This window comes from Flagellimonas lutaonensis (assembly GCF_000963865.1).
Lineage (GTDB): Bacteria > Bacteroidota > Bacteroidia > Flavobacteriales > Flavobacteriaceae > Flagellimonas_A > Flagellimonas_A lutaonensis.
Window position 1 is genome coordinate 1,912,473 of sequence record NZ_CP011071.1, and the last position, 23,898, is coordinate 1,936,370.

General features: G+C 43.9%; 23 protein-coding genes. 10 read left to right on the forward strand and 13 right to left on the reverse strand.

Features of this window, described 5'->3' with window-relative positions; all coding sequences use genetic code 11:
• Positions 1 to 74: 74 nt before the first annotated feature.
• The 11 genes from VC82_RS08945 to VC82_RS08995 all read right to left on the reverse strand — a co-directional run bounded on the left by VC82_RS08945 (position 75) and on the right by VC82_RS08995 (position 12,258).
• Positions 75 to 530, reverse strand: a complete 456-nt coding sequence (locus VC82_RS08945; protein ID WP_045802076.1) for a heme-binding domain-containing protein — start codon at positions 528 to 530, stop codon at positions 75 to 77.
• On the reverse strand, positions 531 to 1,127 hold the full coding sequence (locus VC82_RS08950) for a DUF3347 domain-containing protein (RefSeq protein ID WP_045802077.1): 597 nt from the start codon (positions 1,125 to 1,127) through the stop codon (positions 531 to 533).
• Between the two features lie 37 nt (positions 1,128 to 1,164).
• Entirely contained in the window at positions 1,165 to 3,516 is a 2,352-nt protein-coding gene (locus VC82_RS08955) for a multicopper oxidase domain-containing protein (protein WP_045802078.1), read from the reverse strand.
• A gap of 72 nt (positions 3,517 to 3,588) precedes the next feature.
• Positions 3,589 to 4,152 (reverse strand): helix-turn-helix domain-containing protein, encoded by a 564-nt coding sequence (locus tag VC82_RS08960; protein WP_045802079.1) that lies wholly within the window; start codon positions 4,150 to 4,152, stop codon positions 3,589 to 3,591.
• A 2-nt stretch (positions 4,153 to 4,154) separates the two neighbouring features.
• Positions 4,155 to 5,372, reverse strand: a complete 1,218-nt coding sequence (locus VC82_RS08965) for a TolC family protein (protein ID WP_045802080.1) — start codon at positions 5,370 to 5,372, stop codon at positions 4,155 to 4,157.
• Positions 5,369 to 9,121 carry an efflux RND transporter permease subunit gene (locus VC82_RS08970; RefSeq protein WP_045802081.1) on the reverse strand — a complete coding sequence of 1,251 codons (3,753 nt, stop codon included), beginning with the start codon at positions 9,119 to 9,121 and terminating at the stop codon, positions 5,369 to 5,371. The genes VC82_RS08965 and VC82_RS08970 overlap by 4 nt, the downstream gene beginning before the upstream one ends.
• 143 nt (positions 9,122 to 9,264) lie before the next feature.
• Positions 9,265 to 9,684 (reverse strand): HYC_CC_PP family protein, encoded by a 420-nt coding sequence (locus tag VC82_RS15970; protein WP_045802082.1) that lies wholly within the window; start codon positions 9,682 to 9,684, stop codon positions 9,265 to 9,267.
• 60 nt (positions 9,685 to 9,744) lie between these two features.
• On the reverse strand, positions 9,745 to 9,957 hold the full coding sequence (locus VC82_RS15815) for a GDCCVxC domain-containing (seleno)protein (protein ID WP_084598184.1): 213 nt from the start codon (positions 9,955 to 9,957) through the stop codon (positions 9,745 to 9,747).
• Position 9,958: 1 nt separating this feature from the next.
• On the reverse strand, positions 9,959 to 10,561 hold the full coding sequence (merTP, locus tag VC82_RS08985) for a mercuric transport protein MerTP (protein WP_045802084.1): 603 nt from the start codon (positions 10,559 to 10,561) through the stop codon (positions 9,959 to 9,961).
• Between the two features lies 1 nt (position 10,562).
• Positions 10,563 to 10,934, reverse strand: coding sequence for an ArsR/SmtB family transcription factor (locus VC82_RS08990; protein WP_045802085.1), 372 nt, complete (start codon positions 10,932 to 10,934; stop codon positions 10,563 to 10,565).
• Positions 10,935 to 11,040: 106 nt separating this feature from the next.
• Positions 11,041 to 12,258, reverse strand: coding sequence for a site-specific integrase (locus VC82_RS08995; protein WP_045802086.1), 1,218 nt, complete (start codon positions 12,256 to 12,258; stop codon positions 11,041 to 11,043).
• A gap of 384 nt (positions 12,259 to 12,642) precedes the next feature.
• Here VC82_RS08995 and VC82_RS09000 point away from each other — a divergent pair, with 384 nt between their 5' ends.
• Positions 12,643 to 12,870: a hypothetical protein gene (locus VC82_RS09000; protein ID WP_045802087.1), complete on the forward strand. Its 228-nt coding sequence runs from the start codon at positions 12,643 to 12,645 to the stop codon at positions 12,868 to 12,870.
• Here the strand turns inward: VC82_RS09000 and VC82_RS09005 are convergent.
• Both VC82_RS09005 and VC82_RS09010 read right to left on the reverse strand, forming a co-directional pair.
• Positions 12,867 to 13,772: a universal stress protein gene (locus tag VC82_RS09005; RefSeq protein ID WP_045802088.1), complete on the reverse strand. Its 906-nt coding sequence runs from the start codon at positions 13,770 to 13,772 to the stop codon at positions 12,867 to 12,869. The genes VC82_RS09000 and VC82_RS09005 overlap by 4 nt on opposite strands.
• Positions 13,773 to 13,852: 80 nt before the next feature.
• A complete protein-coding gene (locus tag VC82_RS09010; RefSeq protein ID WP_157518215.1) occupies positions 13,853 to 14,488 on the reverse strand; it encodes a Crp/Fnr family transcriptional regulator in 636 nt (211 codons plus the stop codon).
• A 174-nt stretch (positions 14,489 to 14,662) separates the two neighbouring features.
• On the opposite strand from VC82_RS09010, the gene VC82_RS09015 reads away from it, so the two are divergent.
• The 9 genes from VC82_RS09015 to VC82_RS09055 all read left to right on the forward strand — a co-directional run bounded on the left by VC82_RS09015 (position 14,663) and on the right by VC82_RS09055 (position 23,887).
• Positions 14,663 to 17,056 (forward strand): heavy metal translocating P-type ATPase, encoded by a 2,394-nt coding sequence (locus VC82_RS09015; RefSeq protein ID WP_045802090.1) that lies wholly within the window; start codon positions 14,663 to 14,665, stop codon positions 17,054 to 17,056.
• Positions 17,046 to 17,504, forward strand: coding sequence for a doxx family protein (locus tag VC82_RS09020; protein ID WP_245615867.1), 459 nt, complete (start codon positions 17,046 to 17,048; stop codon positions 17,502 to 17,504). The genes VC82_RS09015 and VC82_RS09020 overlap by 11 nt, the downstream gene beginning before the upstream one ends.
• A 59-nt stretch (positions 17,505 to 17,563) precedes the next feature.
• Entirely contained in the window at positions 17,564 to 17,755 is a 192-nt protein-coding gene (ccoS, locus tag VC82_RS09025) for a cbb3-type cytochrome oxidase assembly protein CcoS (protein ID WP_045802092.1), read from the forward strand.
• A 2-nt stretch (positions 17,756 to 17,757) separates the two neighbouring features.
• On the forward strand, positions 17,758 to 19,959 hold the full coding sequence (gene ccoN / locus VC82_RS09030; RefSeq protein WP_045802093.1) for a cytochrome-c oxidase, cbb3-type subunit I: 2,202 nt from the start codon (positions 17,758 to 17,760) through the stop codon (positions 19,957 to 19,959).
• Positions 19,960 to 19,962: 3 nt separating this feature from the next.
• The gene (locus VC82_RS09035; RefSeq protein WP_045802094.1) at positions 19,963 to 20,139 is read left to right on the forward strand and encodes a cytochrome c oxidase subunit IV; all 177 of its coding nucleotides are present in this window, start codon (positions 19,963 to 19,965) and stop codon (positions 20,137 to 20,139) included.
• Between the two features lie 10 nt (positions 20,140 to 20,149).
• Positions 20,150 to 21,064, forward strand: coding sequence for a cbb3-type cytochrome c oxidase N-terminal domain-containing protein (locus VC82_RS09040; RefSeq protein ID WP_045802095.1), 915 nt, complete (start codon positions 20,150 to 20,152; stop codon positions 21,062 to 21,064).
• Positions 21,065 to 21,204: 140 nt separating this feature from the next.
• Positions 21,205 to 22,623 (forward strand): cytochrome c oxidase accessory protein CcoG, encoded by a 1,419-nt coding sequence (ccoG, locus tag VC82_RS09045; RefSeq protein WP_045802096.1) that lies wholly within the window; start codon positions 21,205 to 21,207, stop codon positions 22,621 to 22,623.
• 104 nt (positions 22,624 to 22,727) lie between these two features.
• A complete protein-coding gene (locus tag VC82_RS09050; protein ID WP_045802097.1) occupies positions 22,728 to 23,174 on the forward strand; it encodes a FixH family protein in 447 nt (148 codons plus the stop codon).
• 2 nt (positions 23,175 to 23,176) lie between these two features.
• The gene (locus tag VC82_RS09055) at positions 23,177 to 23,887 is read left to right on the forward strand and encodes a sulfite exporter TauE/SafE family protein (protein ID WP_045802098.1); all 711 of its coding nucleotides are present in this window, start codon (positions 23,177 to 23,179) and stop codon (positions 23,885 to 23,887) included.
• The last annotated feature ends 11 nt before the right edge of the window (positions 23,888 to 23,898 follow it).

The following is a 23,898-nucleotide window of genomic DNA, read 5'->3' on the forward strand; positions in this document are numbered from 1 at the left end:
TACTTTACTAATTTGTGCCTGTCACGGGAAGGGTCACTAACCAACCATCAAACTTCCCTTCCCGCAGCAGGACTTTATTCCAAGCTATCTTTTAATTTTTTCATATACTCAATTACTGCTGTTTTGTTCGTTTCAGAAAAAATGGCATCCCTATGAATCAACGTATAGCTATCCAAAGGCATTTCACCATCTTCAATCTGGTTTATGATAGACCGTAATTTGCTATTTTTCCTTCGGTCGGAAAGGTTGCCCCATTCGTTGAAATTCAGCTCTGCCTTTCCTTCTTTGATATGATGTTCCAAGTACCAAGCAGATGGTTGCACCTTGCTGTACCAAGGATAATCGGTATTGTTACTATGGCAATCATAGCAGGAAACCCGCAACGATTGTTCTACCGTTGCAGGTACATTGTTCACGAGCATAAAATCAGTTTCTGGTACCGTTTCATTCTGGTTATAGTCCACAGTAAAAAACTGGATGACCACAAAGGCAATCAATGCTATCCACGCTATGATTTTTACTATTTTCATTTAGTTTATTTCACGTTGCACCTTACCACATTTCAGCATTTGGGCACCGAAATAGGGGTTTCTGATTTCTTCGTTCATACTTAGCCAGGCACCACCTTTATTGTTATCGTACATTGGGCAATACTGCTCATAAATGGTCATTGAAGTTCCCGTTATCGCCACCATATCGGTCATATCCTTACTAAGTGTTTTGAAATGCTCACGTTGGTGGGCTATATCGCTCTCGCCTATATGCTCGGCGTGTTCGGTGGCATCCTCAATGATGTCCTTTAGTTCGTTCTGCTCGCTGTCCGAATAGCTCGATGCATCAAAAGATTTTAGTGATTGTGCCAAGGTGTTGCCCAGTTCTTTTGCTTTGGAATTGTCATCGTTGACCAAAGCATCCTTCAGGTTGAAATAGTCTTTCAATACCACTTCTGCCTTTGTATCTTGATTTTTGTCCATAGCCATATCTTCCTTATCATTCATCGTTTCCTGATGCATCTCGTTGCTCATAGGTGCAGCTGGTTCATTCTTGTTTCCATCCTTGCAGGAAACGGTTAGAATCATTGTGGCAACAAGTGCCATTGTGCTCATTGTTAATTTGATTGTTTTCATTTTGTGTCTGTTTTAAAGGTTTATAAATGGTTTGTGTTTAAAATCTTGCCGATAGACCGCCACCCCAACCAAAACGGTTGTCGTAGCTGCCCATCAACGAAAAGTTTCTGCTTAAAACGTATTCGAGGCCTACCTGCCAAGTGGTCTCTTCTTCAAAGTCGGTCCCTTCCTCAAAATCGGTGACCCAGCCGAAGTCCATCTGGTATTCATATTCCCCGTAAAGGGCGATATTTCGGAAAATCATCGTTGCAGTTGCAAACGATATGGTCGGCCTTAATTTGTTGTCTATCCGTAAATCGGAATCGATAAGAAGCGGCAATAGGTAGCGCACACCCACAACGCCCGTCGTTGAAATTTCATCAAGGCTGTCCTCGCCCTCATTTTCTACATTTACACCACCGAATACACGGAAATAGCTGTTAAGCCAACGTTCATACGTGAACTCAGCTTCCAGATTTTCGTTCCAACCGTATTCCCCGCGAAGTGTAAACTGGTTACGGATATTGGTGGCGGTATAAAAAAGTTCTGTCATATGGCTTGCACCTGTGATTTCACCCCACGTCCACATATGGTCTGCCTCTGTGGTCAGATTGGAAAGTGGATAGCCCTTTAAGCGTTCATCGCGTGGTGTATCATAACTGAATACCCGTGCCATCCCACTGTTGATGTGATAGAGGACGTGGCAATGGAAAAACCAATCGCCATATTCAACGGCATCAAATTCGATGACCACTTTCTGCATCGGTGCCACGTTCACGGTATGCTTTAGCGGACTGTATTCGCCGTTCTCGTTGAGCACCCTGAAGAAATGCCCGTGCAGGTGCATCGGGTGGTGCATCATCGTCATATTGTTCAAGGTAATACGAACCACTTCGCCTTGATTGATTTTTATTTTATCGGTTTCAGACAATGGTACGCCGTTGATTGACCATACGTAACGGTTCATATTTCCCGTGAGGTTGAACAGCATTTCCCGGACAGGTTTTCCATCCTCAAATTCAGTCTTGCCGGGTGCTTTTAGATAGTGATAATTGAATTCTGGATTGCCACCTGTTTTCATATTGTCGCCAATGACCTTTTCCTGTGGTACCATATAGCCCATTTTCATTCCGCCCATTTTGCCCCCATCATCCATCTTCATCTTGTCGTCCATTTGCATATCTTCGTGACCCATCTTATCGTGGTCCATTTCGGTGGAATCCTTTTTCATTCCCTTCATCTTGTCCATCTTCATTCCGTCCATTTTCATCGCATACTTTTTCATCTTTTCGATGGAATCGTTTTTTGAGGGATTGAACTTGGCGGCGGGTGCGCCCATCTTCATATCCATTGCCATCATTTCCTGCATCTGTTTGATTAGGTCTGGCTTGGGAACTTCTGCTGCGGGCAAGACTTCGCCCTTTCCCAAAAACGCCGAAGCCTTTCCAGAACCGTCCTGTGAAGTAGCAAGTATTTCGAGCTTCCCGCTTTCGGGAATCGTGACGATAAAATCGTAGGTCTCTGCTACGCTGATAAGCGTTTTGTTCTTTTTTACCGGTACAACATCCAGACCGTCAGATGAAACCAGCATTGGGTCTTGGCCACCAAAGGTGAGCCAGAAGTAAGAGGCTGCGGCGGCGTTGACAAATCGTACCCGCACCCGTTCGCCAGGCTTGAATTCAGGATAGTCTTGTTCTGCTTGGCCATTGATAAAAAAGAGGTCATAGTAATTATCGAGTATGGCCATATCGGGCATTCGTTGCCACATCATCTTCAATTTGGCACCCGTGGCACCTTTGGCGATGACCTTGTCCCAACTCTGTATCTGATTCTTCTTGATGAGATACCATTCGTTGCCACGCTTCAGGTTTCTTAGCTGTGATTTTGGATTTTCGTCCATCCAATCGGATAGCACCAATACCAAATCTTTGTCATATTCTAAGTCGGTTTCCTTGGGGTTGATTTGGATGGAACCATAAACGCCACGTTGTTCCTGCAAACCTGTGTGGGAATGGTACCAATATGTACCCGATTGTTTTAACGCAAACTTGTACTGTTGGGTCTCGCCGGGTTGAATCGGTGGTGTGGTCAGATACGGTACACCATCGTAAAAGTTGGGCAGTATAAGCCCGTGCCAATGCACCGATGTTTCCACATCCATTTTATTGGTCACGTTGATGATGGCAAATTCCCCTTCGTTAAATTCGAGATTGGGTCCAGGAATACTTCCGTTAAAGGTCATTGCCTTTACATCCTTACCCGTGTAGTTGACCGTTTCGTAATCAATGGTCAAATCATAGACCCGTTCCGGCCAGTTGTCAACATTCTCTTCACTCTCATTCGCTTTGAATTGGGCGTTCGCACCGAAGGAAATGAGTAATAAGAGAAGTAAGTTTATTTTCAATTTCATAATGTGTTAATTTTATTTGAAATAAAATTATGGCTGTAATTCAACAGCTTGTGTCATAATTTTGGTTCTTATCTACATAATTTTGTCCAACGAATTCCTAAAATTCTTTTGTTGGGATTTATAGATTGAAAGGCTCATTCCCGTCTCGCTTTTAAACTGTCCGCTTAAATGGTTGATATGGCTATAATCGAGCAGTTGCGCCATTTCAGTAAAATTGTGTTCGTTAGCCTGTATGAGTTCTTTTACCTTTTCAATTTTTAGTTTGATGAAATATTTTTCAATGGTAACACCTTGCGTAAACGAGAATACCTTGCTGATTTTTGAATACTCGTGTCCCAAGGCATCCACCAAATGTTCGGACAGTTTTTTATCAAGTTGAATCGGTAGTTCCTGCATCGTTTTTATGAGTTCGACCTTGACCTTTTCGGTCAACTTTTCTTCCGTACTTCCGATGAGCGAGAAACCGTTTTCTTTCAACAAGGTTTCGAATTTGTCCAAATCAAGGTCATCAATGTCCAGCCGCAATCGACCCAATTCAATCTGATGCAACTCGATATTATTTACATTCAGTTCATCCTTCAACACCTTGATGCATCGGTCGCATACCATATTTTTTATGTAAAAGTCCTTGACCATAATTAGTTGATTAGATAATTGATAATCGCAGACTGTGCATAGTACATCCGCACCGACTCGATTTGGTTCATCTGAAATTTCAGTTGCAGTTCCTGTATGTCCAGTACATCATTAAAATCGATGGTTCCTGTTTCATAATTCTTAATCAGGATTTCTTCGGCATCGTTCGCTTGCTTTAAATTCTTTTCTTGGGTATTGAATTGAATACGGGCTTGATTGCGTTGCGATGTTGCTTTCGCGAAAGCGGTTTCCAATACATTCAATCGTTCGTTTTTCTGTGATTCGATTTCCAGTTGCTTCAGTTCGTTCTGTTTGGAAACCGATGAATAGCGGTTGTTGAAAATAGGTATGGACAGCGATACCATTGGCATAATGATATCCTTGCCGTTGTCGCTAAAGGTCATATCGGGACGTTCGGAAACGGGTACATAGTCCAATCCAAAACCGATATTCGGGGCACTTTCTTTCTGATTGAGCAATTCGGATTGCTCAATGGACTCGTAAAGTCTATCGTATTTTAGCAGTTCCGGATTGAGTGCCAATCCTTCTTTGCTATACATCGGGTCTTCCGTTGGAATGGTCATTTCCGGAACAACTTCCACGGCGATACTTTCCTTTCGGTTCAGCAGATTGTTGAAGTTGGACTGTTCCGCCAAATAGTCTTCCTGAAGGACTTCCTTTTGTTGTTGTAATTCGTTCTGCCGAATCTGCAATCGTAGTACGTCCACGGCAGAGGCTTTGCCCACTTCCACAGAGGTCAATGCCAACCGTTCATAGGTCTCTAAGAGTTGGATGTTTTCGTCCAAAATATCCTGCTTCGCCTTATTGGCATACAATTGGTAATAGGATTGGGCGACCGAAAGTGCCAGTTTTCGTTTGGCAATGGCAATTTCTACAAACTCATTTTCCGCCATTGAGCTGGCATAGTTTTCCCGTGCCGTTATCGTGCCGAACCAAGGCAACATCTGCGAAATCGAAAACCGTGCCCGTTGCGCACCCGTTCGGGTTTCGGGTTCGCTTACAAAGTATCCTGCGCTTACCACAGTATTAGGTAGCGTATTGACTTCGTTGACCTTTTCCTGTGCGATGTTGTATCGAAGTTCGTATGCTTGGATAACGGGATTGTTCGCTTCCGCTTCCTGAATGTAGGATTGCAGTTCCTGTGCTTTTGCGAAAGCGGAAACAAGCAATAATCCGATGATGATTTTTACATTTTTCATTTGCTCGCTCGTTTAAGTTGGTATTCTTCCCGCCAGCTGTACAATACGGGCAACAGGAAATATGAGGTTACATCAATAAGCATCCCGCCCACAATGGGGATGGCCATTGGAATCATTATGTCGCTTCCTTTTCCTGTGGATGTGAGTACGGGCAACAAGGCAAGAACGGTCGTTACGGTCGTCATCAAACAGGGACGGATACGCTTGCCGGCCGCTTCAAGGGTAGCTTGACGAATGCCTGGTTTGTCATTCGGTTTTTCCTTCTCAAAACTCTGGTCGAGATAGGTCGCCATCACCACACCGTCATCCGTAGCGATTCCGAAAAGGGCAATAAACCCGACCCAAACCGCAACGCTCAGGTTGATGGTCTTGATATTAAAAAGTTCACGTAGGTTTTCACCGAACAAACTGAAATTGAGAAACCAGTCCTGACCGTACAGCCAAATCATCACAAAGCCACCTGCAAAGGCTATGGCGATGCCTGTAAATACCATTAATGAGGTGGTGACCGATTTGAACTGAAAGTATAAAATGAGGAATATGATAATCAAGCACAACGGAACCACGATAGACAGGGTTTTCTCGGCTCGCAGCTGGTTTTCATAGGTTCCGGTGAACTTATAGCTAATGCCTTTGGGAACGGTCAGTTCACCATTATCTATTTTGTCCTGAATCAATGACTGGGCGTTTTCCACCACATCCACTTCGGCAAATCCGTCCAGCTTGTCGAACAGCACGTAACCTACCAAGAAAGTGTCCTCACTTTTGATGACCTGTGGACCTTGCTCATATCGAATATCAACCAATTCGCCTAATGGAACAGGGCTTCCTTTTTCCACGGGAACGTAGATGTTTTTCAAGTCAGTCGGACTTTCCCGCAGCTCACGGGGGTAGCGCACCCTTACCGCATAGCGTTCCCTACCTTCGACAGTCTGGGTCAGGGGCATCCCACCAACGGCCACCTGCAGTATTTCCTGTACGTCCATAATCGAAATACCGTAGCGTGCCAACTGTTCCCGTTTTATATCGACCAACAGATAGGGTTTACCCACGATACGGTCGGCAAATACAGCCTGTTGTTTGACGCCTTCGGCTTGCTTTAGGATGTCTTCGAGTTCCAAGCCGAATGCTTCGATTTCCCGTAGGTCCTGCCCCTTGACCTTAATGCCCATTGGTGCGCGCATTCCAGTTTGCAACATCACCAGTCGTGTTTCGATGGGCTGTAATTTTGGGGCGGACGTGATTCCCGGTAATATGGTGACCCGTACAATTTCGTTCCAAATATCATCTGGACTTTCGATTTCAGGTCGCCAGTTGCGGTAGTACTCGCCATCATCATCGGGAATCAATTCGTTTCTTGTGATAGTAGTTTGCAATTGGGATGCTTCATAATTAGCATCGCTTTCTACTTCGTTGTTCGGATTGATATGAAACCTTTCGTTTTTCAATACAAAGAGTCCGTCATCGTTTACCCGATACCGTTGCCGTTCCCCTGAAGCGTTCCGCATATATTCGGACTTGTACTGAATCACGTTCTCGTACATCGAAAGCGGTGCCGGGTCAAGTGCGGATTCGGTACGACCTGCCTTTCCTACCACGGTCTCGATTTCAGGGATAGTGGCTACGGCCATATCCAGTTGTTGCAAAACCCTCTTGTTTTCCTCTATGCCTGAGTGAGGAAGGGATGTGGGCATCAACAGGAACGAACCCTCATTGAGTGCTGGCATAAATTCCTTGCCCGTGTTGCGCATTATGAAGAAACCAAGAACGAGCAATGTTGTGGGGATTATCAGGAACAGCAACCTGTTTTGTAATGCCCATTTTAAGATGCTGTCGTAGTACTTTCTGAGTAGCGAAAAGATGCCCAGAACCCCAAAACAGCTTACCGCTACAAAAATCAGGTTCATAATTAGGCTGCGGTCGAAACCAAGTGGTCGCCAATACTCGGCCAATAGAAACACAACGGCGATGGTGGCAATAACCGTATTGATGAGATTTTTCTGCTTCCGCGAAAACGTAACACGCATCGATAAAATGGCCACCGCGCCAAAAGCGACAAGTACCAAACCTATCCAATACCCAAAAATCACGGCGGTGATTCCCAATAAGATTAAAAACCCATTGATGGCATATTTGAGCCGTTCCCGTATTTCGGTCTTTCTAAAGAAAGTGGCTGCGAATGGCGGTATAAGAAATAGCGCAATAACCAGTGCTGCGGCCAGTGCCATTGTTTTGGTAAACGCCAATGGTCGGAAGAGTTTCCCTTCGGCACCAATCATCGTAAACACCGGAAGAAAACTGATTATCGTAGTCATTACCGCAGTAACGATAGCACCGGAAACTTCGGCGGTGGCGTTGTACACGATTTCGTTTGTAGTGTAAGGTTGACCATTTTTATTTACCCGTAAATCTTCGTCTTCCAGATGGCGAATCATATTTTCGGCGAGGATGACACCCACATCCACCATCGTTCCGATGGCAATGGCGATACCCGAGAGTGCCACGATGTTCGCATCCACATTAAAGAGCTTCATCGTGATAAAAACCATCAAGACGGCCACAGGCATTAATCCTGAAATCAATATGGATGCCCTCAAATTGAACACCATTATGATGATGACCAAAATAGTAATCAGGATTTCCAAGGTCAAGGCCTCGTTGAGCGTTCCCAAGGTTTCCTGAATGAGTTCGGTTCGGTCGTAAAAGGGAACGATGGTTACTTGTGAGGTTCGACCGTCGGCCAATTCCTTAGTGGGAAGTCCCGAGCTTACTTCGTCGATTTGGTCTTTAACGTTATTGATGACTTCCAGCGGATTGGCACCATAGCGGGCTACCACCACACCGCCCACAACTTCGGCACCTTCCTTGTCCAAAATGCCTCGACGTGCAGCTGGTCCCAAGTGTACCTTGCCTACATCCTTGATTCGGATAGATGTGAAATTTTCGGAATCAACTACGGCATTTTCTATATCTGCTATGGATTTCACGTAGCCCAGACCGCGCACCAGGTATTCGGCCTTGTTCATTTCCAAGGTCTGCGCACCGATGTCCTGATTGCTTTCCTTAACCGCCTTTACTATATCGGCCAGACCGATGTTGTACTGACGCATCTTTTCAGGGTCAACATCCACTTGGTATTCCTGCACATAACCACCGATGGAAGCCACTTCTGAAACACCGCTGGCAGAAGAAAGAGCATATTTTACGTAGTAATCTTGTATACTACGAAGTTCCTGTAAGTCCCATCCACCCGTGACGTTCCCGTCCTTATCACGGCCTTCCAGCGTGTACCAAAAAATCTGGCCTAATCCCGTAGCATCTGGACCCAAGGCGGGATTGACACCATCGGGCAACAGACCACTGGGTAGCGAATTGAGCTTTTCGAGGATGCGGCTACGCGACCAGTAGAATTCGATATCCTCTTCAAAAATGATATAGATACTCGAAAAGCCGAACATCGAAGAACTGCGAATGGTCTTGACGCCAGGTATTCCGAGAAGGGAAGTGGTAAGCGGGTAGGTAATCTGGTCCTCGATATCCTGAGGGGAGCGCCCCTGCCACTTGGTGAAAACAATCTGTTGGTTTTCGCCAATATCGGGTATGGCATCTACAGCCACAGGGTCATTGGGCAATATTCCGGTGTCCCAATTAAAGGGTGCGTTCACGATGCCCCAACCCACGAAAAGGGCGAGCATCAGTACCGCAACGAGCTTATTTTCTATAAGGAATTTTATGCCTTTGTTCAGCATACAAAATGATAATTAGACAGTTATACAATGGTGGTCTTGTTGCAATTCTAAAAGTTGAATACAACAAAACGTGCCCAGAACGGGATAACCGTTGGGCTTAGTGCCGTTCCGATGGGTATCGGAATCGGACTACTGTCTAAAAATCAAATTAAATAGGTCTCGTAAAGTATCTGAACGTCCCGTTCAATAAAGGGGGGCGAGTAATCCTTGAAGGGAACAATGTTTTCATCAAGTCCCTCGAAAAGATTGATATAGGTGTAGAAAAATGTGGCAACGAAGGTCTGTTGCTCAAAAGTAAGTTTATTGAATGATGTTTTAAGGTCGTCGCTACCTTCCTTCACTATTTTTTGGTCCGAGCAACAAGATTTCTCGCTCATAGCAGGATTTTCACAACCCCTGGTTGGTTGTGCTTTTTCCATCCCGCAAGATTCTGCTTTTGTGAAGAAACTAAAATCAACCAAAGAATCCCCACAATAATGCATATCCACCGTAAACGACATTGTAGTGAACATCACTACCAAAGCCATCAAAACGGATAATATCTTATGGAAGATCTTTTTCATCAATGCAAAATTACAAAATTTTAACAGTTTTTGTTGGGTTTAACGGAATTTTAATTTTGCTCATTCGCAACATTTCATATCATTTTGGACAGGTGGACAAGCCTTGGTGCCATATGAACAGTACACGCAACAATCGCCTTCCTTTGGCCGAATTACTACCTTACAGTTTTTACATTCATAGAAAAACTGACAGGCATCGGTGGGCATTTGTTCCTCTTCTTTGTGCCCGCATTTGGGACAGGTAATGGTGGATTTTAAAATTGTAGTATCCATATTATTCAGAGACTTTATAACCTGTACTGTTGATTGCGTTTATTATTTGTTCCTCAGATACTTTGGTGCGGTCATATTTGACTATTGTTATGCCCTCTTTGTAACTGGCCTTAACAGAAAGTATTCCGTCCAACTTGTTTACCTCGCTCTTGACGTGGTTTTCGCAACCAGTACAAGTCATTCCTTCAACGGTAAAGGTTTTTTTAACAATATTGTCCTGTTGCACATATACGATTTCCTTGGTTGGTTGGGTATAAAATATTCCTGAGTAATAGGGAAATGCCAGCATTAGACTCGCAAAGAGTGTCACAATAAGCAGAAATGTTTTTGATTGTAGAAAAGAAGGTTTCTCATCATCTTCACAGGCACAATCAATTTCGTGCTGTGATTTTGGCTTTAGCTTCTGGTACCAAGCGAATCCAAGAACTAAAATTGTCAGTCCGATTAAATAAGGTCTAAAAGGTTCTATCCAAGAAAATGTCGAAGCAATACCGCTTGTTCCTGCCAATAGTGCAAGCACTGGTGTGATGCAACAGACTGAGGCAGCGACCGCTGTGAAAATGCCGGTGTACGCTGCTGTATTTGATGATTTGGATGTGTTCATTCTATGCTACTTGTTTGTTTTCTTTAAGCCTACCGAATATTCCTTCCAACACATTGCTTGAATCCTTGACCAAGGAGTAGTACAACGTTTGACCATCACGTCTCGAAGTTATCAATTCAGCATCCTTCATTTTACGGATATGCTGCGAAATTGCGGGTACGCTCATTTCCAGTATATCTGAAAAATCACAAGGACAAAGTTCACCTTCCTCGTTCAAGAGGAAAAGTATCTTCAGTCTGGTCTCATTACCTGCCAGGGCGAGTACCTTGCCAATACTGTTGATTGATTCTGAACTTGTTTTCAACGTCTCACGACAGCGCATCAATTGCTTCTGGTCTGCCTCGGCACGGGTGCAACTTAATTCAAGAGCCATAATTACAATTTTGAGTAAAGCTACAATTATATAATTATTTAAGCAAATACTTAAATATATTTATTTTGTTTTTCTAATAGGTTAGAGTTTTTAAGAAAATATGTTTTTATAAAAAATTTACCACACTGTCCAAAGCATCGTCAGCATCTTTATGAATAAAATTAGCTTGATAGTTAATGGTGGTTTTCAAATCCGTATGCCGATATAATTTTTGAAGCATAAGCGGATGAATGTTATCGCCTGCAATATTGCCAAAAGAATGTCGAGCAATGTGCATCGTAACTTTTTTCTGGATGCCTGCTCTTTTCGCAATCTTTTTAAGGTGGTCATTGAATTTTTTATTTGCTACTTTTTTCTTTCGATATATGTCTTTCGCATCAGATAAGTCAGCTTTTTTCATTTCCGGGAAAACAAAGTCATCATCATTTACTCTGTCCTCAATGTACTGTAGCAAGATTTTTTCAACCTTAGCTGGAATTTTAAGGGAGAGTAACTTTGAATTTTTCCCCATTCTATAATGCAATCGCCCATCATAAATCTGGGACCACCTTATAAACAACACATCCGAAACACGCATTCCAGCAAAATAGAAACTGAACAACCAAACATTTAATGAGTGTCTTTCCATATCAGTTAGTTCAGTAACACTTTCCAGGGCTTTTATTTCTTTTCCTGAAAGCCCTGTTTTTGTGGTTTCGGGAAATTTGATTTTAAACTTATCCTTGCCAAAGGGATATATTTCCTTACTTACAACCTTATCCCTAATGGCTCTATTGAACAGTAACCTTATCAATACCATTACATTCATTGCAGTAGTTTCAGTTAATGAGCAAGAACCCTTTAAATAAATCTTGAATTTTTTGAGAAAGCGCTCATTGATTTCTTGGAAAGTCAAATGTCGGCCAGAGCAGTATTTTTCTATATAACTCACCCAAGCTGAATCTGTAGAATGGCGATTGATTTTCTTTTCAGCTTCTAAGGCTTCAAGATGCTCGTCAGCAAAATCAAAAAAAGTTAAGCTCGAAGTTGGCTTATATATTTCTTTTTTGATTTGTCGAGCAGTAGCACCTTTATTATCCGTCTGTAATGCAATAAGCCCTTTTCTGGCTTCGGATAGTTTGGAAGCTATCAAATTGTTCAGGCTTTCAGCTTCAGAATGCGATTTTTTTACCTTTAGGTTTTTAGAGTCCCAATCCTCTAATTCAATGTAATGGCCTATGTGTTTGTAAGTTGAACGACGGTCTTTGGTTATCCTAATTGCAAGCGGATACAGCCCTTTTGCATTAGGCTTTTTGCGAAGTATTATTTTTGCACTCGTTGACATTTTGAACCTGTTTTAGATACGAAAGCCAAATCAGGTACAACATTTTGTCAAAAATTCACTTTAAAGATACGTCTTTATTAGGAATTCTGGGTACAACATAGGTACAACAAATGTTGATATTAACTGATATTAATTGACTTTAAATAAAATGATGAAAAACATAAACCATTGAAAATGAGTTAATTTATGTTTTATTAGTGCAATATATACCAGACTTAGGATCTAGTGCCGCAAGGCGTGGGGGTTCGACTCCCTTCACCCGCACAAAAGCCTCTCAGCAATGAGGGGCTTTTTGTTTTTCGGTCCTTTTCAAACAAGTTAAGTTGTGTTAAATGCTTTCACCCAAAAACGTTTCTTCGTATCTTTTTTGGAAAAAGAAAAGCTATGAAGATTTCTGCAATGGCCCTGATAGCCTACACCACCTTGGTGCTTGTGATCGTTACCATAATGGCAAGCATGAACTTTCCGTTCAATTGGGTCTTTTGTTTGACCTTGGTAGGTCAGGCAATGGTCGTGTATATGGTCTATAAAGTACTCACAGACAATTATCAGACGTCAAAGACCTTTGAAGACTTCTACGAAGATCATCCGATAGGTCAAAAAGACCACTAGTTCGATACCAGTTCTTGTTGGTCGTGGTTTGAAGTTTTGTTTAGGCTTTCCATGCCCAGTTCGGGAATGACCAACAAAGGAATCTGTGTGTGGAACGCGGTGCGCTTGACTATGGGCTCACGCGTCATGCGCTCCATATAACTGTGCCGGTAGTTGAGCATTGCCAATAGGTGGATGTCAAGTTCTTTTGAAAAAATCTCGAGGGTCTGTGATACCGAATTGAGTTCTGAGACCGTATGCACGTAGTGTTCCACCTCACTCAGATACTTGCGTAGCATGTTCAAGTTGAACTGCTGTAGCTCGGTCAGGGCCTTGATCTTATACTGTACATGCACAATTCTGACCACTGCGTTGAAAGTTTTTGCCAAATCTACCAAAGGGGCCAACTCTGATTCGGTATAGAACCGATTAAAATCGGTTGCAAAAGCTATTTCGGTGGGGGTAACGAACTCGAAGTATTGCGGAATGGCCAACACCGGACATTTTTTGGTGTTTTTAATAATGCGTACCGTATTGCTGCCCATAAACACCTCTTCCATGCCCGAGGCCCCTTTGGTGCCGGTAACGATTAAATCGATCCCAAAAGTATCTACCACGTCGTTTACCTCGTCAACCAAAAGATTGAACGATGATATGGTCTCAAATTGGTGCTTGTCGTTATTGAAAAGCGTCTTTATTTTTTCGACCGTTTTTTGCAGTCCCCTTTCCGAATTGCTGCGTACCGCATCCTCAATGCGAACACCATCTACCATTGGGGCCATAAAACGGCTACTGGGTATGGCAGGTGTATAGGTGTTCAAAAGGTAAAAGGTGCAATTTTCATTTGCGAACAAATGCAAGGCATACTGAATGGCGTTCCATGCATTCTCAGAAAAATCAGTTGGAATCAGTATCCGTTTCATGCCATTTTTTTAGATAGCGTAAAATTAGAGGAGTGCCCGTTCGAATACTATGATAAATATCAGCTTTTAAGTGCCTTGGGCTAAAAGCCTTCTATCATGTCTTTTAGTTTTCGTTCGTCTTTGATGCCCAATCGTTTTCCCGAACTGTGGATATATCCCTTTTTCTTGAACTCAGAAATAATCCGTATGGCCGATTCTGTGGCGGTGCCCACCACATTGGCAATATCTTCCCGCGAGAGGGTAAGGGCCAAAAATCCCTCATCATCTTCGCCAAAATTGTTTTTCAGGTAAAGAAAAGCCTCGGCAATGCGCTGTTTGACCGTTTTTTGCGACATGTTCACGATCACATCATCCGCTTCCTTTAAATCGTGTGCTATGTGTCGCAAAACCTCTAAGGTAAAATTGGGGTTGGTATGAAGTGTGTTAATGATTGTTTCCTTGGGAATAAAGCATACTTCCATATCACTTACCGCAACTGCCGATAAATTGGTGGTTTCTTCGGCGATTACCGAGCGTTGGCCCATGACCTCGCCCGTAGAGGCCAATTTCACAATTTGGTCTTTGCCATTTGCACTGAGTTTAGAGAGCTTTGATACGCCATTCCTAACACAAAACACACCGTTGAGTTTTTCCCCTTCTTCAAAAAGCGACTGGCCTTTTTTTATTTTTTTGACGGTCTTAGAATCTGAGACTTTTTTGAGCTCTTCTTTGCTCATGGCACGAAGGGCGTTAAATTGTCTCACAATGCAGTTTTCACAACGACTTTCCATATCGCTTTATTTACCCGGTTTCACAAAAATATACCCTGTGGCCTCCACTAGAACTGACAAATGTCATGTTTTAATGGTTTTAAGTGTACCATATTTGTCGCAGGTATAATGCAAATGTGAATGAAGCCCACCAAGTGCTATCATTGTGGTGACGACTGCGATAAGAATTCCGTAGACTTTGATGACAAATTGTTTTGTTGCCAAGGATGTAAAACGGTCTATGAAATCTTTTCTTCGAACAATCTTTCGCATTATTATGATCTGCAGGCCAGCGCCGGCACCACACCCAACGAGGTGTCGGGCAAGTACGATTTTCTATCCAATCAAGATATTGTAGCGAAACTGGTCGAGTTCGATTCCGATGAAATTCAGGTGGTCAACCTTCATATTCCCCAGATCCACTGTAGCTCTTGTATATGGGTTTTAGAGAATTTGAACCGGTTGCTTCCAGCGGTGAGAAGCTCGCAGGTAGATTTTCCCAAGAAAACGGCTCGGGTCACCTATACCACCGAAGATTTCTCATTGAAAGAGTTGGTCGTTATGCTGGCCCGTATCGGTTATGAACCGTACATTTCTCTAGAAGACTACGACAAGAAGGCCAAAAAGGTCGATAGGGCGCTTATCTATAAACTGGGCGTTGCGGGCTTTGCCTTTGGCAACGTTATGCTGTTGTCGTTTCCAGAATATTTTGAGGTTGAAGAGTATTGGTTGGATCAATATAAGGTCGTTTTCAGATGGCTAATGTTCACCTTTTCGCTTCCCGTGGTTTTCTATGCGGCCCAAGATTATTTTATATCGGCCTACAAGGGGCTGCGCTCAAAACACTTGAACATCGATGTGCCCATAGCATTGGGTATTTTGGTGCTGTTTCTTCGAAGCACGGCCGATATTGTCTTTGACCTAGGTTCCGGTTTTTTTGACAGCCTTACGGGTCTGGTCTTTTTCTTGTTGCTCGGTAAGTTCTTTCAACAAAAGACGTATGCATTTTTGTCGTTTGAGCGCGATTATAAGTCCTATTTCCCCATAGCGATTACCCGTCTTAACGGCAATGGCCAAGAGGAGAACATTGAGGTGTACAAGGTAAGGCCGGGTGACCGATTGTTGATCCGTAGCCAAGAAATTATTCCTGTCGACAGTATTTTGATCGAAGGTGATGCCCAAATCGACTACAGCTTTGTCACCGGCGAATCGCAGGCCGTGAAAAAGTGCTCGGGCGATAAGCTTTTCGCGGGTGGCAAGCAGCTTTCAGGTGTGATCGAGGTAGAGGCGATCAAATCGGTGTCGCAAAGCTACCTTACCCAGTTGTGGAGCAATACCGTTTTTGAAAAAGACAAGGCGACCGATTTTCAGACCCTCACAGATAGTATTGGCAAACGGTTTACCATAGCGGTTTTGACCATAGCGGTGACGGCATCACTTTTTTGGCTGTACCATGACCCAAGCAAGGTAATGAACGTGTTTACCGCGGTGCTCATTATTGCCTGCCCATGTGCGATTGCACTGGCAGCGCCCTTTACGCTGGGCAACGTGCTACGCATTTTTGGCAGACACCAGTTTTATGTGAAAGACACCAATGTCTTGGAACGTCTTGCAAAGGTAAAAACCGCCATATTTGATAAGACCGGTACCTTGACCACTGCCCAATCGGATGCTATTTTCTACGAGGGCATTGAACTGACCGCGGATGAAACATCACTTTTAAAGAACACACTGCGAGCTTCTAACCACCCGCTCAGTAGGTCGTTGTACAATATGCTGCACAATCATGATATCATGACCTTGGATGAATTTGAAGAAAAGGTGGGCAAGGGCCTTGAGGGTCGTGCGGGAGACCAATCGATAAAGGTAGGGTCGTCAAACTATGTAGGGGTAGGCGAAGAAGATACTGACGGGGCCACCGAAGTCTATGTTAGTGCCAACGAGGGGTACAAGGGCAAGTTTGTGTTCAAGAACAATTACAGAAAAGGCATTTTTCAGCTGTTGGAAAGGCTGAAAAGAACGATGGCCGTAGTACTGTTGTCGGGTGACAATGAGGGGGAAAAGAACTATCTGGCCTCTAAACTGCCCAAGAACACCCCCATGTTGTTCAATCAAAAACCCGAAGACAAACTGGAATTTGTAAAGGCCTTGCAGCAAAAACAAAAGGTGCTGATGGTGGGCGATGGGCTCAATGATGCCGGTGCGCTGGCGCAAAGTGATGTGGGCATAGCGGTCTCAGAGAACATCAATGTGTTCTCGCCGGCTTGTGATGGGATCTTGAACGCGTCAAAATTGCCAAGGCTCGATGAGTTTATAACGATGTCAAGGCAGTCGATTCGAATCATCAAGATCAGTTTTTTGTTGTCACTGTGTTACAATTTGGTGGGGCTCTATTTTGCTGTAACAGGTCAGTTACAACCGGTGATAGCGGCCATACTGATGCCTTTGAGCTCTATCAGTATAGTGGCCTTTGCCACTGTGGCCACCAATTTTTTGGGAAGAAAACTTGAGAAAAATGGGAAACGTGAAAAATAACATTAAAAAAGCCGTGAGGCATGTTTCAAAAAATCATGTGCTGGCGGTCAGCATAGGGTTTGTCTACGTATGGTTTGGGGCCCTGAAGTTTTTTCCAAATACGAGTCCGGCCAAAGAATTGGCCAAGAATACCATACACAGTTTGACCTTTGGCGTGCTTCCCGATGAGGTTTCGATCCTGCTACTGGCAACGCTAGAGGTGTTGATAGGGGCCTTGTTGATGTTGAACGTACTGAAGCGCCAGGCAATCGCATTGGCCATAGGCCACATCATCTTCACGTTTACCCCGTTGATTTTTTTTCCTCTTGAATCGTTCAAAGCGGCCCCATTGGTGCCCACATTACTTGGTCAGTACATAGGAAAGAACGTGATCATACTGGGCGCGCTGATAACCTTGGCACGGATGCACATGCCTTTATCATCAGAAAATATTGAACATAAAAGCTGATATATGTCATTTTTTGGACAATTCTGTCAGGTTACTTTTACACCGAAATTCAGGTAGGTATGAGTGTTATATATGTGTTGTTGGCCATCAGCATTTCTGTTGCGGTCTTCTTTTTTGCGGCTTTTGTGCTTTCAGTCAAGAGCGGGCAATACGATGATGCCTACACGCCATCGGTTCGAATGCTATTTGAAGATGAACTGGTCGATAAAGACACCGAAAACAACGAACTAAATAAAAGTGAAAACCAATAATTATGGAAGTACAGCAATTTCATTACGATAACAAAATCGTACAAAAATTTCTCTATGCCACAATACTATGGGGGGTTGTTGGCATGTTGGTGGGGCTCTTGTTGGCCTTCATGTTTTTGTTTCCGAATTTGACCGATGGCATTTCATGGTTGAGTTTTGGGCGCTTAAGGCCACTGCATACCAATGCAGTGATTTTTGCTTTTGTGGGCAACGCTATTTTTGCCGGGGTCTACTACTCTTTGCAACGTTTGCTCAAAGCTAGAATGTTCAGTGATTTGCTGAGCAACATCAATTTTTGGGGATGGCAGCTCATCATCGTGGCAGCCGCAATAACCTTGCCTTTGGGTTACACCACCACCAAAGAATATGCTGAGCTCGAATGGCCCATTGACCTTGCCATTGCGGTGGTCTGGGTAGTGTTTGGTTGGAACATGATCGGAACCCTTTTAAAAAGACGCCAACGCCATCTTTACGTGGCTATATGGTTCTATCTGGCCACATTCGTAACAGTAGCTGTACTGCACATATTTAACAGTCTTGAACTGCCTGTTTCTGCCCTGAAAAGCTATTCGGTATATGCAGGGGTACAAGATGCCCTGGTGCAATGGTGGTACGGCCACAACGCAGTTGCGTTCTTTTTGACCACACCGTTCTTGGGCCTCATGTACTATTTTGTGCCTAAGGCAGCCAATAGACCGGTCTATTCGTATAGACTTTCTATTGTGCATTTTTGGTCGTTGATCTTTATCTACATCTGGGCCGGCCCACACCACCTGCTGTATTCTGCATTGCCTGACTGGGCACAAAATTTAGGGGTGGTATTTTCGGTAATGCTGATCGCTCCATCATGGGGTGGTATGATCAACGGTCTATTGACCCTTAGAGGGGTGTGGGACAAAGTTCGCACCGATCCGGTCCTCAAGTTTATGGTAGTTGCCATTACCGGTTATGGTATGGCCACCTTCGAGGGTCCGATGCTGTCACTTAAAAATGTGAATGCCATAGCCCATTTCAGTGATTGGATCATTGCGCACGTTCACGTGGGGGCTTTGGCTTGGAACGGCTTTTTGACCTTTGGTATGATATACTGGCTGGTGCCGAGAATGTTTAAAACTGCCCTGCACTCTAGGGGCTTGGCCAACTTCCACTTCTGGATCGGCACTTTGGGGATTGTGCTGTACGCATTGCCCATGTATGTGGCCGGGTTTACCCAAGCGTTGATGTGGAAAGACTTTAACCCAGACGGCACCTTGGTTTACGGCAATTTTTTGGAAACCGTAGAGCAAATTATTCCTATGTACTGGATGCGTGCCATCGGGGGCACCCTGTACCTAGTGGGTGTGCTTGTTATGGTCTATAATGTAGTGGTGACCATTAGAAAGGGAAGTGCTGTCGAAGACGAACTGGCTGAGGCACCTGCTTTGACCCGTGTTACCAAGAAAAGAACCGCAGGCGAAACCTTGCACACTTGGTTGGAAAGAAGGCCCATTCAAATGACCATTTGGGCCACCATTGCCATTTTGATAGGCGGTATTGTTCAGATTGTGCCCACCATTTTGGTGAAATCGAACATCCCGACCATTACCAGTGTCAAACCTTACACCCCGCTTGAGCTTGAGGGGCGCGACCTTTACATCCGTGAAGGCTGTGTAAGCTGTCACTCACAAATGATACGTCCTTTCAGAAGCGAGGTGGAACGTTATGGCGAGTATGCCAAGGCAGGTGAGTTTGTGTACGACCATCCCTTCTTATGGGGCAGTAAACGTACAGGGCCCGATCTGCTACGTATCGGGGGCAAATATTCAGACAACTGGCACCTGAACCATATGTACGATCCCCAGAGCACCTCTGCAGGGTCCATTATGCCAGCCTATCAGTGGTTGGTGACCAACGAGCATGACCGTAGTATGATCGAAGAAAAGATGCGGGCCATGGTCAAACTGGGCGTACCCTATACCGAAGAAGATATTGCCAATGCCCAACAGGCCATGGCAGAACAAGCGGCACAGATCGAAAAGAATCTGTACTCCGACCCTGAGTTTGCCAAAACCTATGAGGCAGACAAAAAGTATGCCGAGGAAAATGGCGAGGAGTTCGTTGAGATGCGCGATCGCGAAATTGTGGCTTTGATTGCCTATCTACAGCGATTGGGCACCGATATCAAAGTGAAGGAAACCGAAGAAGTATTATCTCAAAATCAGTAGGCTATGTTGAAGTTCGTAAAAAACCATATGGAAACAATTGAAGGGGTGGCAACCTACCCGATGATATCGCTACTGATATTCTTCGTGTTCTTTGCCCTACTATTTTGGTGGGTGTTCACCGCCTCAAAGGCGCACATAAAGGAAATGGGCGAATTGCCTTTAGATAACGATAACCAATAAAAACAAAATTATGATTTCTAGAATTCCATGGTGGATAAGGGTTCCCGTACTGTTCTTCCTCGTCTTTGGACTGATGGAATATTTTATCGACTCAGGCGATAAGCCGGCCTTTATCGAATACCCGATAACACAGTTTTTCTTGCTGATGGTGCTGTTCATTTTGATAGCCATCGAACTGATTTTGCGCTCCATCGAGAATATTATGTTCCAAACGCTTTCGCCAGAGGCCCAAAAGCGGTATCTAGAGGCAAAGAACAAACAGGTAGAGTTCAAATGGTTCGAAAATCTTAAAAGACGGTTGACCAAGAGCAAAGCCATCGAAAAAGAAGACGAAATCATCTTAGACCATAACTACGATGGCATTCGGGAGCTTGACAACGTGTTGCCGCCTTGGTGGGTCTATCTTTTCTATGTTACTATCATCTTTGCTGTGGTGTATTTGGTTCGGTTCCATATCGTGGGCGATTATACACAAGAAGAAGAGTATTTAGAAGATGTTGCCATAGCGAAAGCCGAAATTGAAGAATACAAGAAAACCGCCAAGAACCTGGTCGATGTGAATACGGTAGAATTGTTGACCGATGCGAGCGATCTTGAGGCCGGTAAGGCCATCTTTGAGACCAATTGTGTGGCATGCCACATGGCGGATGGCGGTGGGGGAATTGGCCCCAACCTAACTGATGAATATTGGATATTGGGAGGCGGTATCAAAAATGTTTTCAACACCATTTCTGAAGGAGGCCGTGACGGTAAGGGCATGGTAGCTTGGAAAAATAGCTTAAAACCTGTTGAGATGGCACAAGTGGCCAGTTATGTGTTACAGTTTCAAGGTACCACACCAGCCAACCCAAAAGATCCCGAAGGCGAAATTTGGATTGATCCAACCATTGACAAAGAGACTTCGGATATGGATGCTCCCAATTAGGAAATCAAAGCCGATGCCTAGATTTCAGAAAATACCAATAGTGATGTGAGCTGTAAAAACATGTAGCTTTCTGTTCTTTAAAAAGTGCAAAACACGGTATTATAGCATGGAAATAAATTAAACGCTCATTTAAAAAGAAAATGCCGGAAACCCAAGAAAATTTTAGAGACTCTATTGCAACGGTCACCAAAGAGGGAAAAAGGGCGTGGATCTATCCGAAAAAACCGAGTGGTAGATTATACAATTATCGTAAACTGGGCAGTTATGTACTGTTGGTTTTTCTATTGGCATCTCCTTTTGTGAAAATCAATGGACACCAGTTTTTGATGTTCAATGTGCTGGAGCGCCGTTTCAATATCTTCGGTTACCCGTTCTGGCCACAAGATTTTCACCTGTTCGTTATTTCGATGATCATCGGGGTCATTTTCATCGCCCTGTTCACCGTGGCTTTTGGAAGGATTTTCTGCGGATGGATATGCCCCCAGACCATTTTTATGGAAATGGTCTTTCGACGTATCGAATATTGGATAGATGGTGACCGAGGTGCTCAAATACGGCTTGATAGGGCCCCGTGGAATACCAAAAAGATTAAGAAGCGAGTGCTGAAATGGACCATCTTCTTTATTATTTCTTTTTTGATCGCCAATGTGTTCTTGGCCTATTTAATAGGTAGTGACACTTTGATACAATACATAATTGATGGCCCCAAGGCGCATCTGAGTACCATGGTATCACTACTAATTTTTACCGGCGTATTCTATTTTATATTCGCCTGGTTCAGAGAGCAAGTGTGTATTATAGCGTGCCCATATGGTAGGTTGCAAGGTGTATTGCTCGACGATAAATCGATAGTGGTGGCCTATGACCATAAAAGGGGCGAGGGTGAAAAAGGGCGCAAAAAGTTTAGAAAAAATGAGGATAGGGACGCCTTGGGCTATGGCGACTGTATTGATTGCTTTCAATGTGTCAACGTGTGCCCAACGGGTATCGACATTCGCAATGGAACACAGTTGGAGTGTGTAAACTGTACCGCTTGTATCGATGAGTGTGACCACATCATGGAAAGCATCAACAAACCCAAAGGGTTGATTCGGTATGCCAGTGAACGTGAAATAACCAACAAAGAAAAATTTCGGTTCACTCCTCGCATGAAAGGGTATGCTGCCATATTGGTTATTTTGATTGGGGTACTTGTGGGGATGCTATTTCTTAGAAATGATGTTGAGGCCAACATACTTAGATTGCCCGGGCAATTATATGAAAGAAAAGAGAACAATATGATCAGCAATGTCTATACCTATAAATTGGTCAACAAAACCAATAAAGATATTGCAGACGTCAATTTTAAGCTTTTGTCGCATAAAGGAACCATAAAAATGGTCTCCCAAGATAGTTTTATGGTGCCAGCTCAGGGCTTAGCCAATGGAACCCTCTTCATCGAAATCAATAATTCGGCGCTAACTGGTGATAAACATAAACTAAAAATTGGGGTATATAGTGGTGATGAACTGATAGAGACAACGACAACACAATTTTTGGCCCCGAGAAGTTATAATTAGGCCCCTTGAGGCCTGTGCTGACGCAGTCGAAGTAAGGGAGCAAGGGGGGGTAAGACAAAATAAACTAAAGATTCCCTCCTTCGAGGGAATGAAAAAAAACTATTATGAAAATTAACTGGGGAACAGGCATCGTTTTGGCATTCATTGGCTTTATAGCCTTTATCATGTACTTCGTGGTGCGTATGAGCATCGATGACAGGGCCAACCATGATCTGGTCACGAAAGAGTATTACAAAAAAGAACTGGCTTATCAAGAAGAAATCGACCAGGCCAATGATGCGGTAAAGCACAACGCGGTACTAAAGATCGAGAAGACCGCAGATGGCTTTATGATTCATTTCCCCGAACAATTTGACCCTAAAGACATTTCAGGAAAAGTGTCCCTCTATAGACCGTCGAACAGGCATTTGGATTTTAACTTTCCCATAAGTTTGTCCAGTACACATTTGCTCATACCTGACAATCGCCTGCTAGACGGTCGGTGGGACATTACCGTACAATGGAAGCACAAAAATAACGCCTTCTTGCACAAAGAAAAGTTGATTTACTGAACATGGTTTTTTCAGCGGCCATATTAGGATTTTTGGGCAGTCTGCACTGTTTGGGCATGTGCGGCCCCATTGCCTTTATGTTGCCATTGGATAGGCATGACCAACTGAAAAAGGGCGGGCAGCTGTTCCTGTACCATTTGGGTAGAATATTGGCCTATTCGCTAATGGGCCTCGCTTTTGGTCTGGTGGGCAGGGGGCTCTATCTTTTCGGGGTACAGCAGAAACTTTCCATTTTAATAGGGGCCATTATGATTCTATTGGTATTGGTGCCCGGCAGGTATTTCAAAAAATATAGTTTGGCAAAACCGGTTTACGCCGTTTTGGCGAAAGTAAAGTCACGCTTGGGGCAAGCGCTTCAAAAGAGAACCCCAGACACCTTTTTGACCATCGGTTTTTTAAATGGTTTTTTGCCCTGTGGGTTGGTCTACATGGCGCTGTTGGGGGCCATTGCCATGGGCAGTGCAATACAAGGCGCATTTTACATGTCGTTGTTTGGCCTGGGAACCATACCTCTGATGACGACTTCAGTTTATATAGGTAGTTGGCTAAAAGCACCGGTCAAGGCTAAAATACAAAGGTTGATCCCTGTTTTTGTTGTGCTGGTAGGTACGCTATTTATTTTGAGGGGGCTGGGTTTGGGTATTCCCTATGTGTCACCGAAGCCAGTGAACACTCATATGGTATCAGCTGAAATGGAATGCCATCAACCGTGAAATCTTGAATT

Excerpts from the sequence above, each read along its gene's own strand:
- VC82_RS08955 (WP_045802078.1), bottom strand. The coding sequence starts at position 3,516 with ATGAAATTGAAAATAAACTTACTTCTCTTATTACTCATTTCCTTCGGT.
- VC82_RS08995 (WP_045802086.1), bottom strand. The coding sequence starts at position 12,258 with ATGTCAACGAGTGCAAAAATAATACTTCGCAAAAAGCCTAATGCAAAA.
- VC82_RS09010 (WP_157518215.1), bottom strand. The coding sequence starts at position 14,488 with ATGAGCAAAGAAGAGCTCAAAAAAGTCTCAGATTCTAAGACCGTCAAA.
- VC82_RS08990 (WP_045802085.1), bottom strand. The coding sequence starts at position 10,934 with ATGGCTCTTGAATTAAGTTGCACCCGTGCCGAGGCAGACCAGAAGCAA.
- merTP (WP_045802084.1), bottom strand. The coding sequence starts at position 10,561 with ATGAACACATCCAAATCATCAAATACAGCAGCGTACACCGGCATTTTC.
- VC82_RS09000 (WP_045802087.1), top strand. The coding sequence starts at position 12,643 with ATGAAGATTTCTGCAATGGCCCTGATAGCCTACACCACCTTGGTGCTT.
- VC82_RS08960 (WP_045802079.1), bottom strand. The coding sequence starts at position 4,152 with ATGGTCAAGGACTTTTACATAAAAAATATGGTATGCGACCGATGCATC.
- VC82_RS09055 (WP_045802098.1), top strand. The coding sequence starts at position 23,177 with ATGGTTTTTTCAGCGGCCATATTAGGATTTTTGGGCAGTCTGCACTGT.
- VC82_RS15970 (WP_045802082.1), bottom strand. The coding sequence starts at position 9,684 with ATGAAAAAGATCTTCCATAAGATATTATCCGTTTTGATGGCTTTGGTA.
- ccoS (WP_045802092.1), top strand. The coding sequence starts at position 17,564 with ATGAGTGTTATATATGTGTTGTTGGCCATCAGCATTTCTGTTGCGGTC.
- VC82_RS08950 (WP_045802077.1), bottom strand. The coding sequence starts at position 1,127 with ATGAAAACAATCAAATTAACAATGAGCACAATGGCACTTGTTGCCACA.
- VC82_RS09005 (WP_045802088.1), bottom strand. The coding sequence starts at position 13,772 with ATGAAACGGATACTGATTCCAACTGATTTTTCTGAGAATGCATGGAAC.
- ccoG (WP_045802096.1), top strand. The coding sequence starts at position 21,205 with ATGCCGGAAACCCAAGAAAATTTTAGAGACTCTATTGCAACGGTCACC.
- ccoN (WP_045802093.1), top strand. The coding sequence starts at position 17,758 with ATGGAAGTACAGCAATTTCATTACGATAACAAAATCGTACAAAAATTT.
- VC82_RS08965 (WP_045802080.1), bottom strand. The coding sequence starts at position 5,372 with ATGAAAAATGTAAAAATCATCATCGGATTATTGCTTGTTTCCGCTTTC.
- VC82_RS09040 (WP_045802095.1), top strand. The coding sequence starts at position 20,150 with ATGATTTCTAGAATTCCATGGTGGATAAGGGTTCCCGTACTGTTCTTC.
- VC82_RS09050 (WP_045802097.1), top strand. The coding sequence starts at position 22,728 with ATGAAAATTAACTGGGGAACAGGCATCGTTTTGGCATTCATTGGCTTT.
- VC82_RS09015 (WP_045802090.1), top strand. The coding sequence starts at position 14,663 with ATGAAGCCCACCAAGTGCTATCATTGTGGTGACGACTGCGATAAGAAT.
- VC82_RS08970 (WP_045802081.1), bottom strand. The coding sequence starts at position 9,121 with ATGCTGAACAAAGGCATAAAATTCCTTATAGAAAATAAGCTCGTTGCG.
- VC82_RS09035 (WP_045802094.1), top strand. The coding sequence starts at position 19,963 with ATGTTGAAGTTCGTAAAAAACCATATGGAAACAATTGAAGGGGTGGCA.
- VC82_RS08945 (WP_045802076.1), bottom strand. The coding sequence starts at position 530 with ATGAAAATAGTAAAAATCATAGCGTGGATAGCATTGATTGCCTTTGTG.
- VC82_RS15815 (WP_084598184.1), bottom strand. The coding sequence starts at position 9,957 with ATGGATACTACAATTTTAAAATCCACCATTACCTGTCCCAAATGCGGG.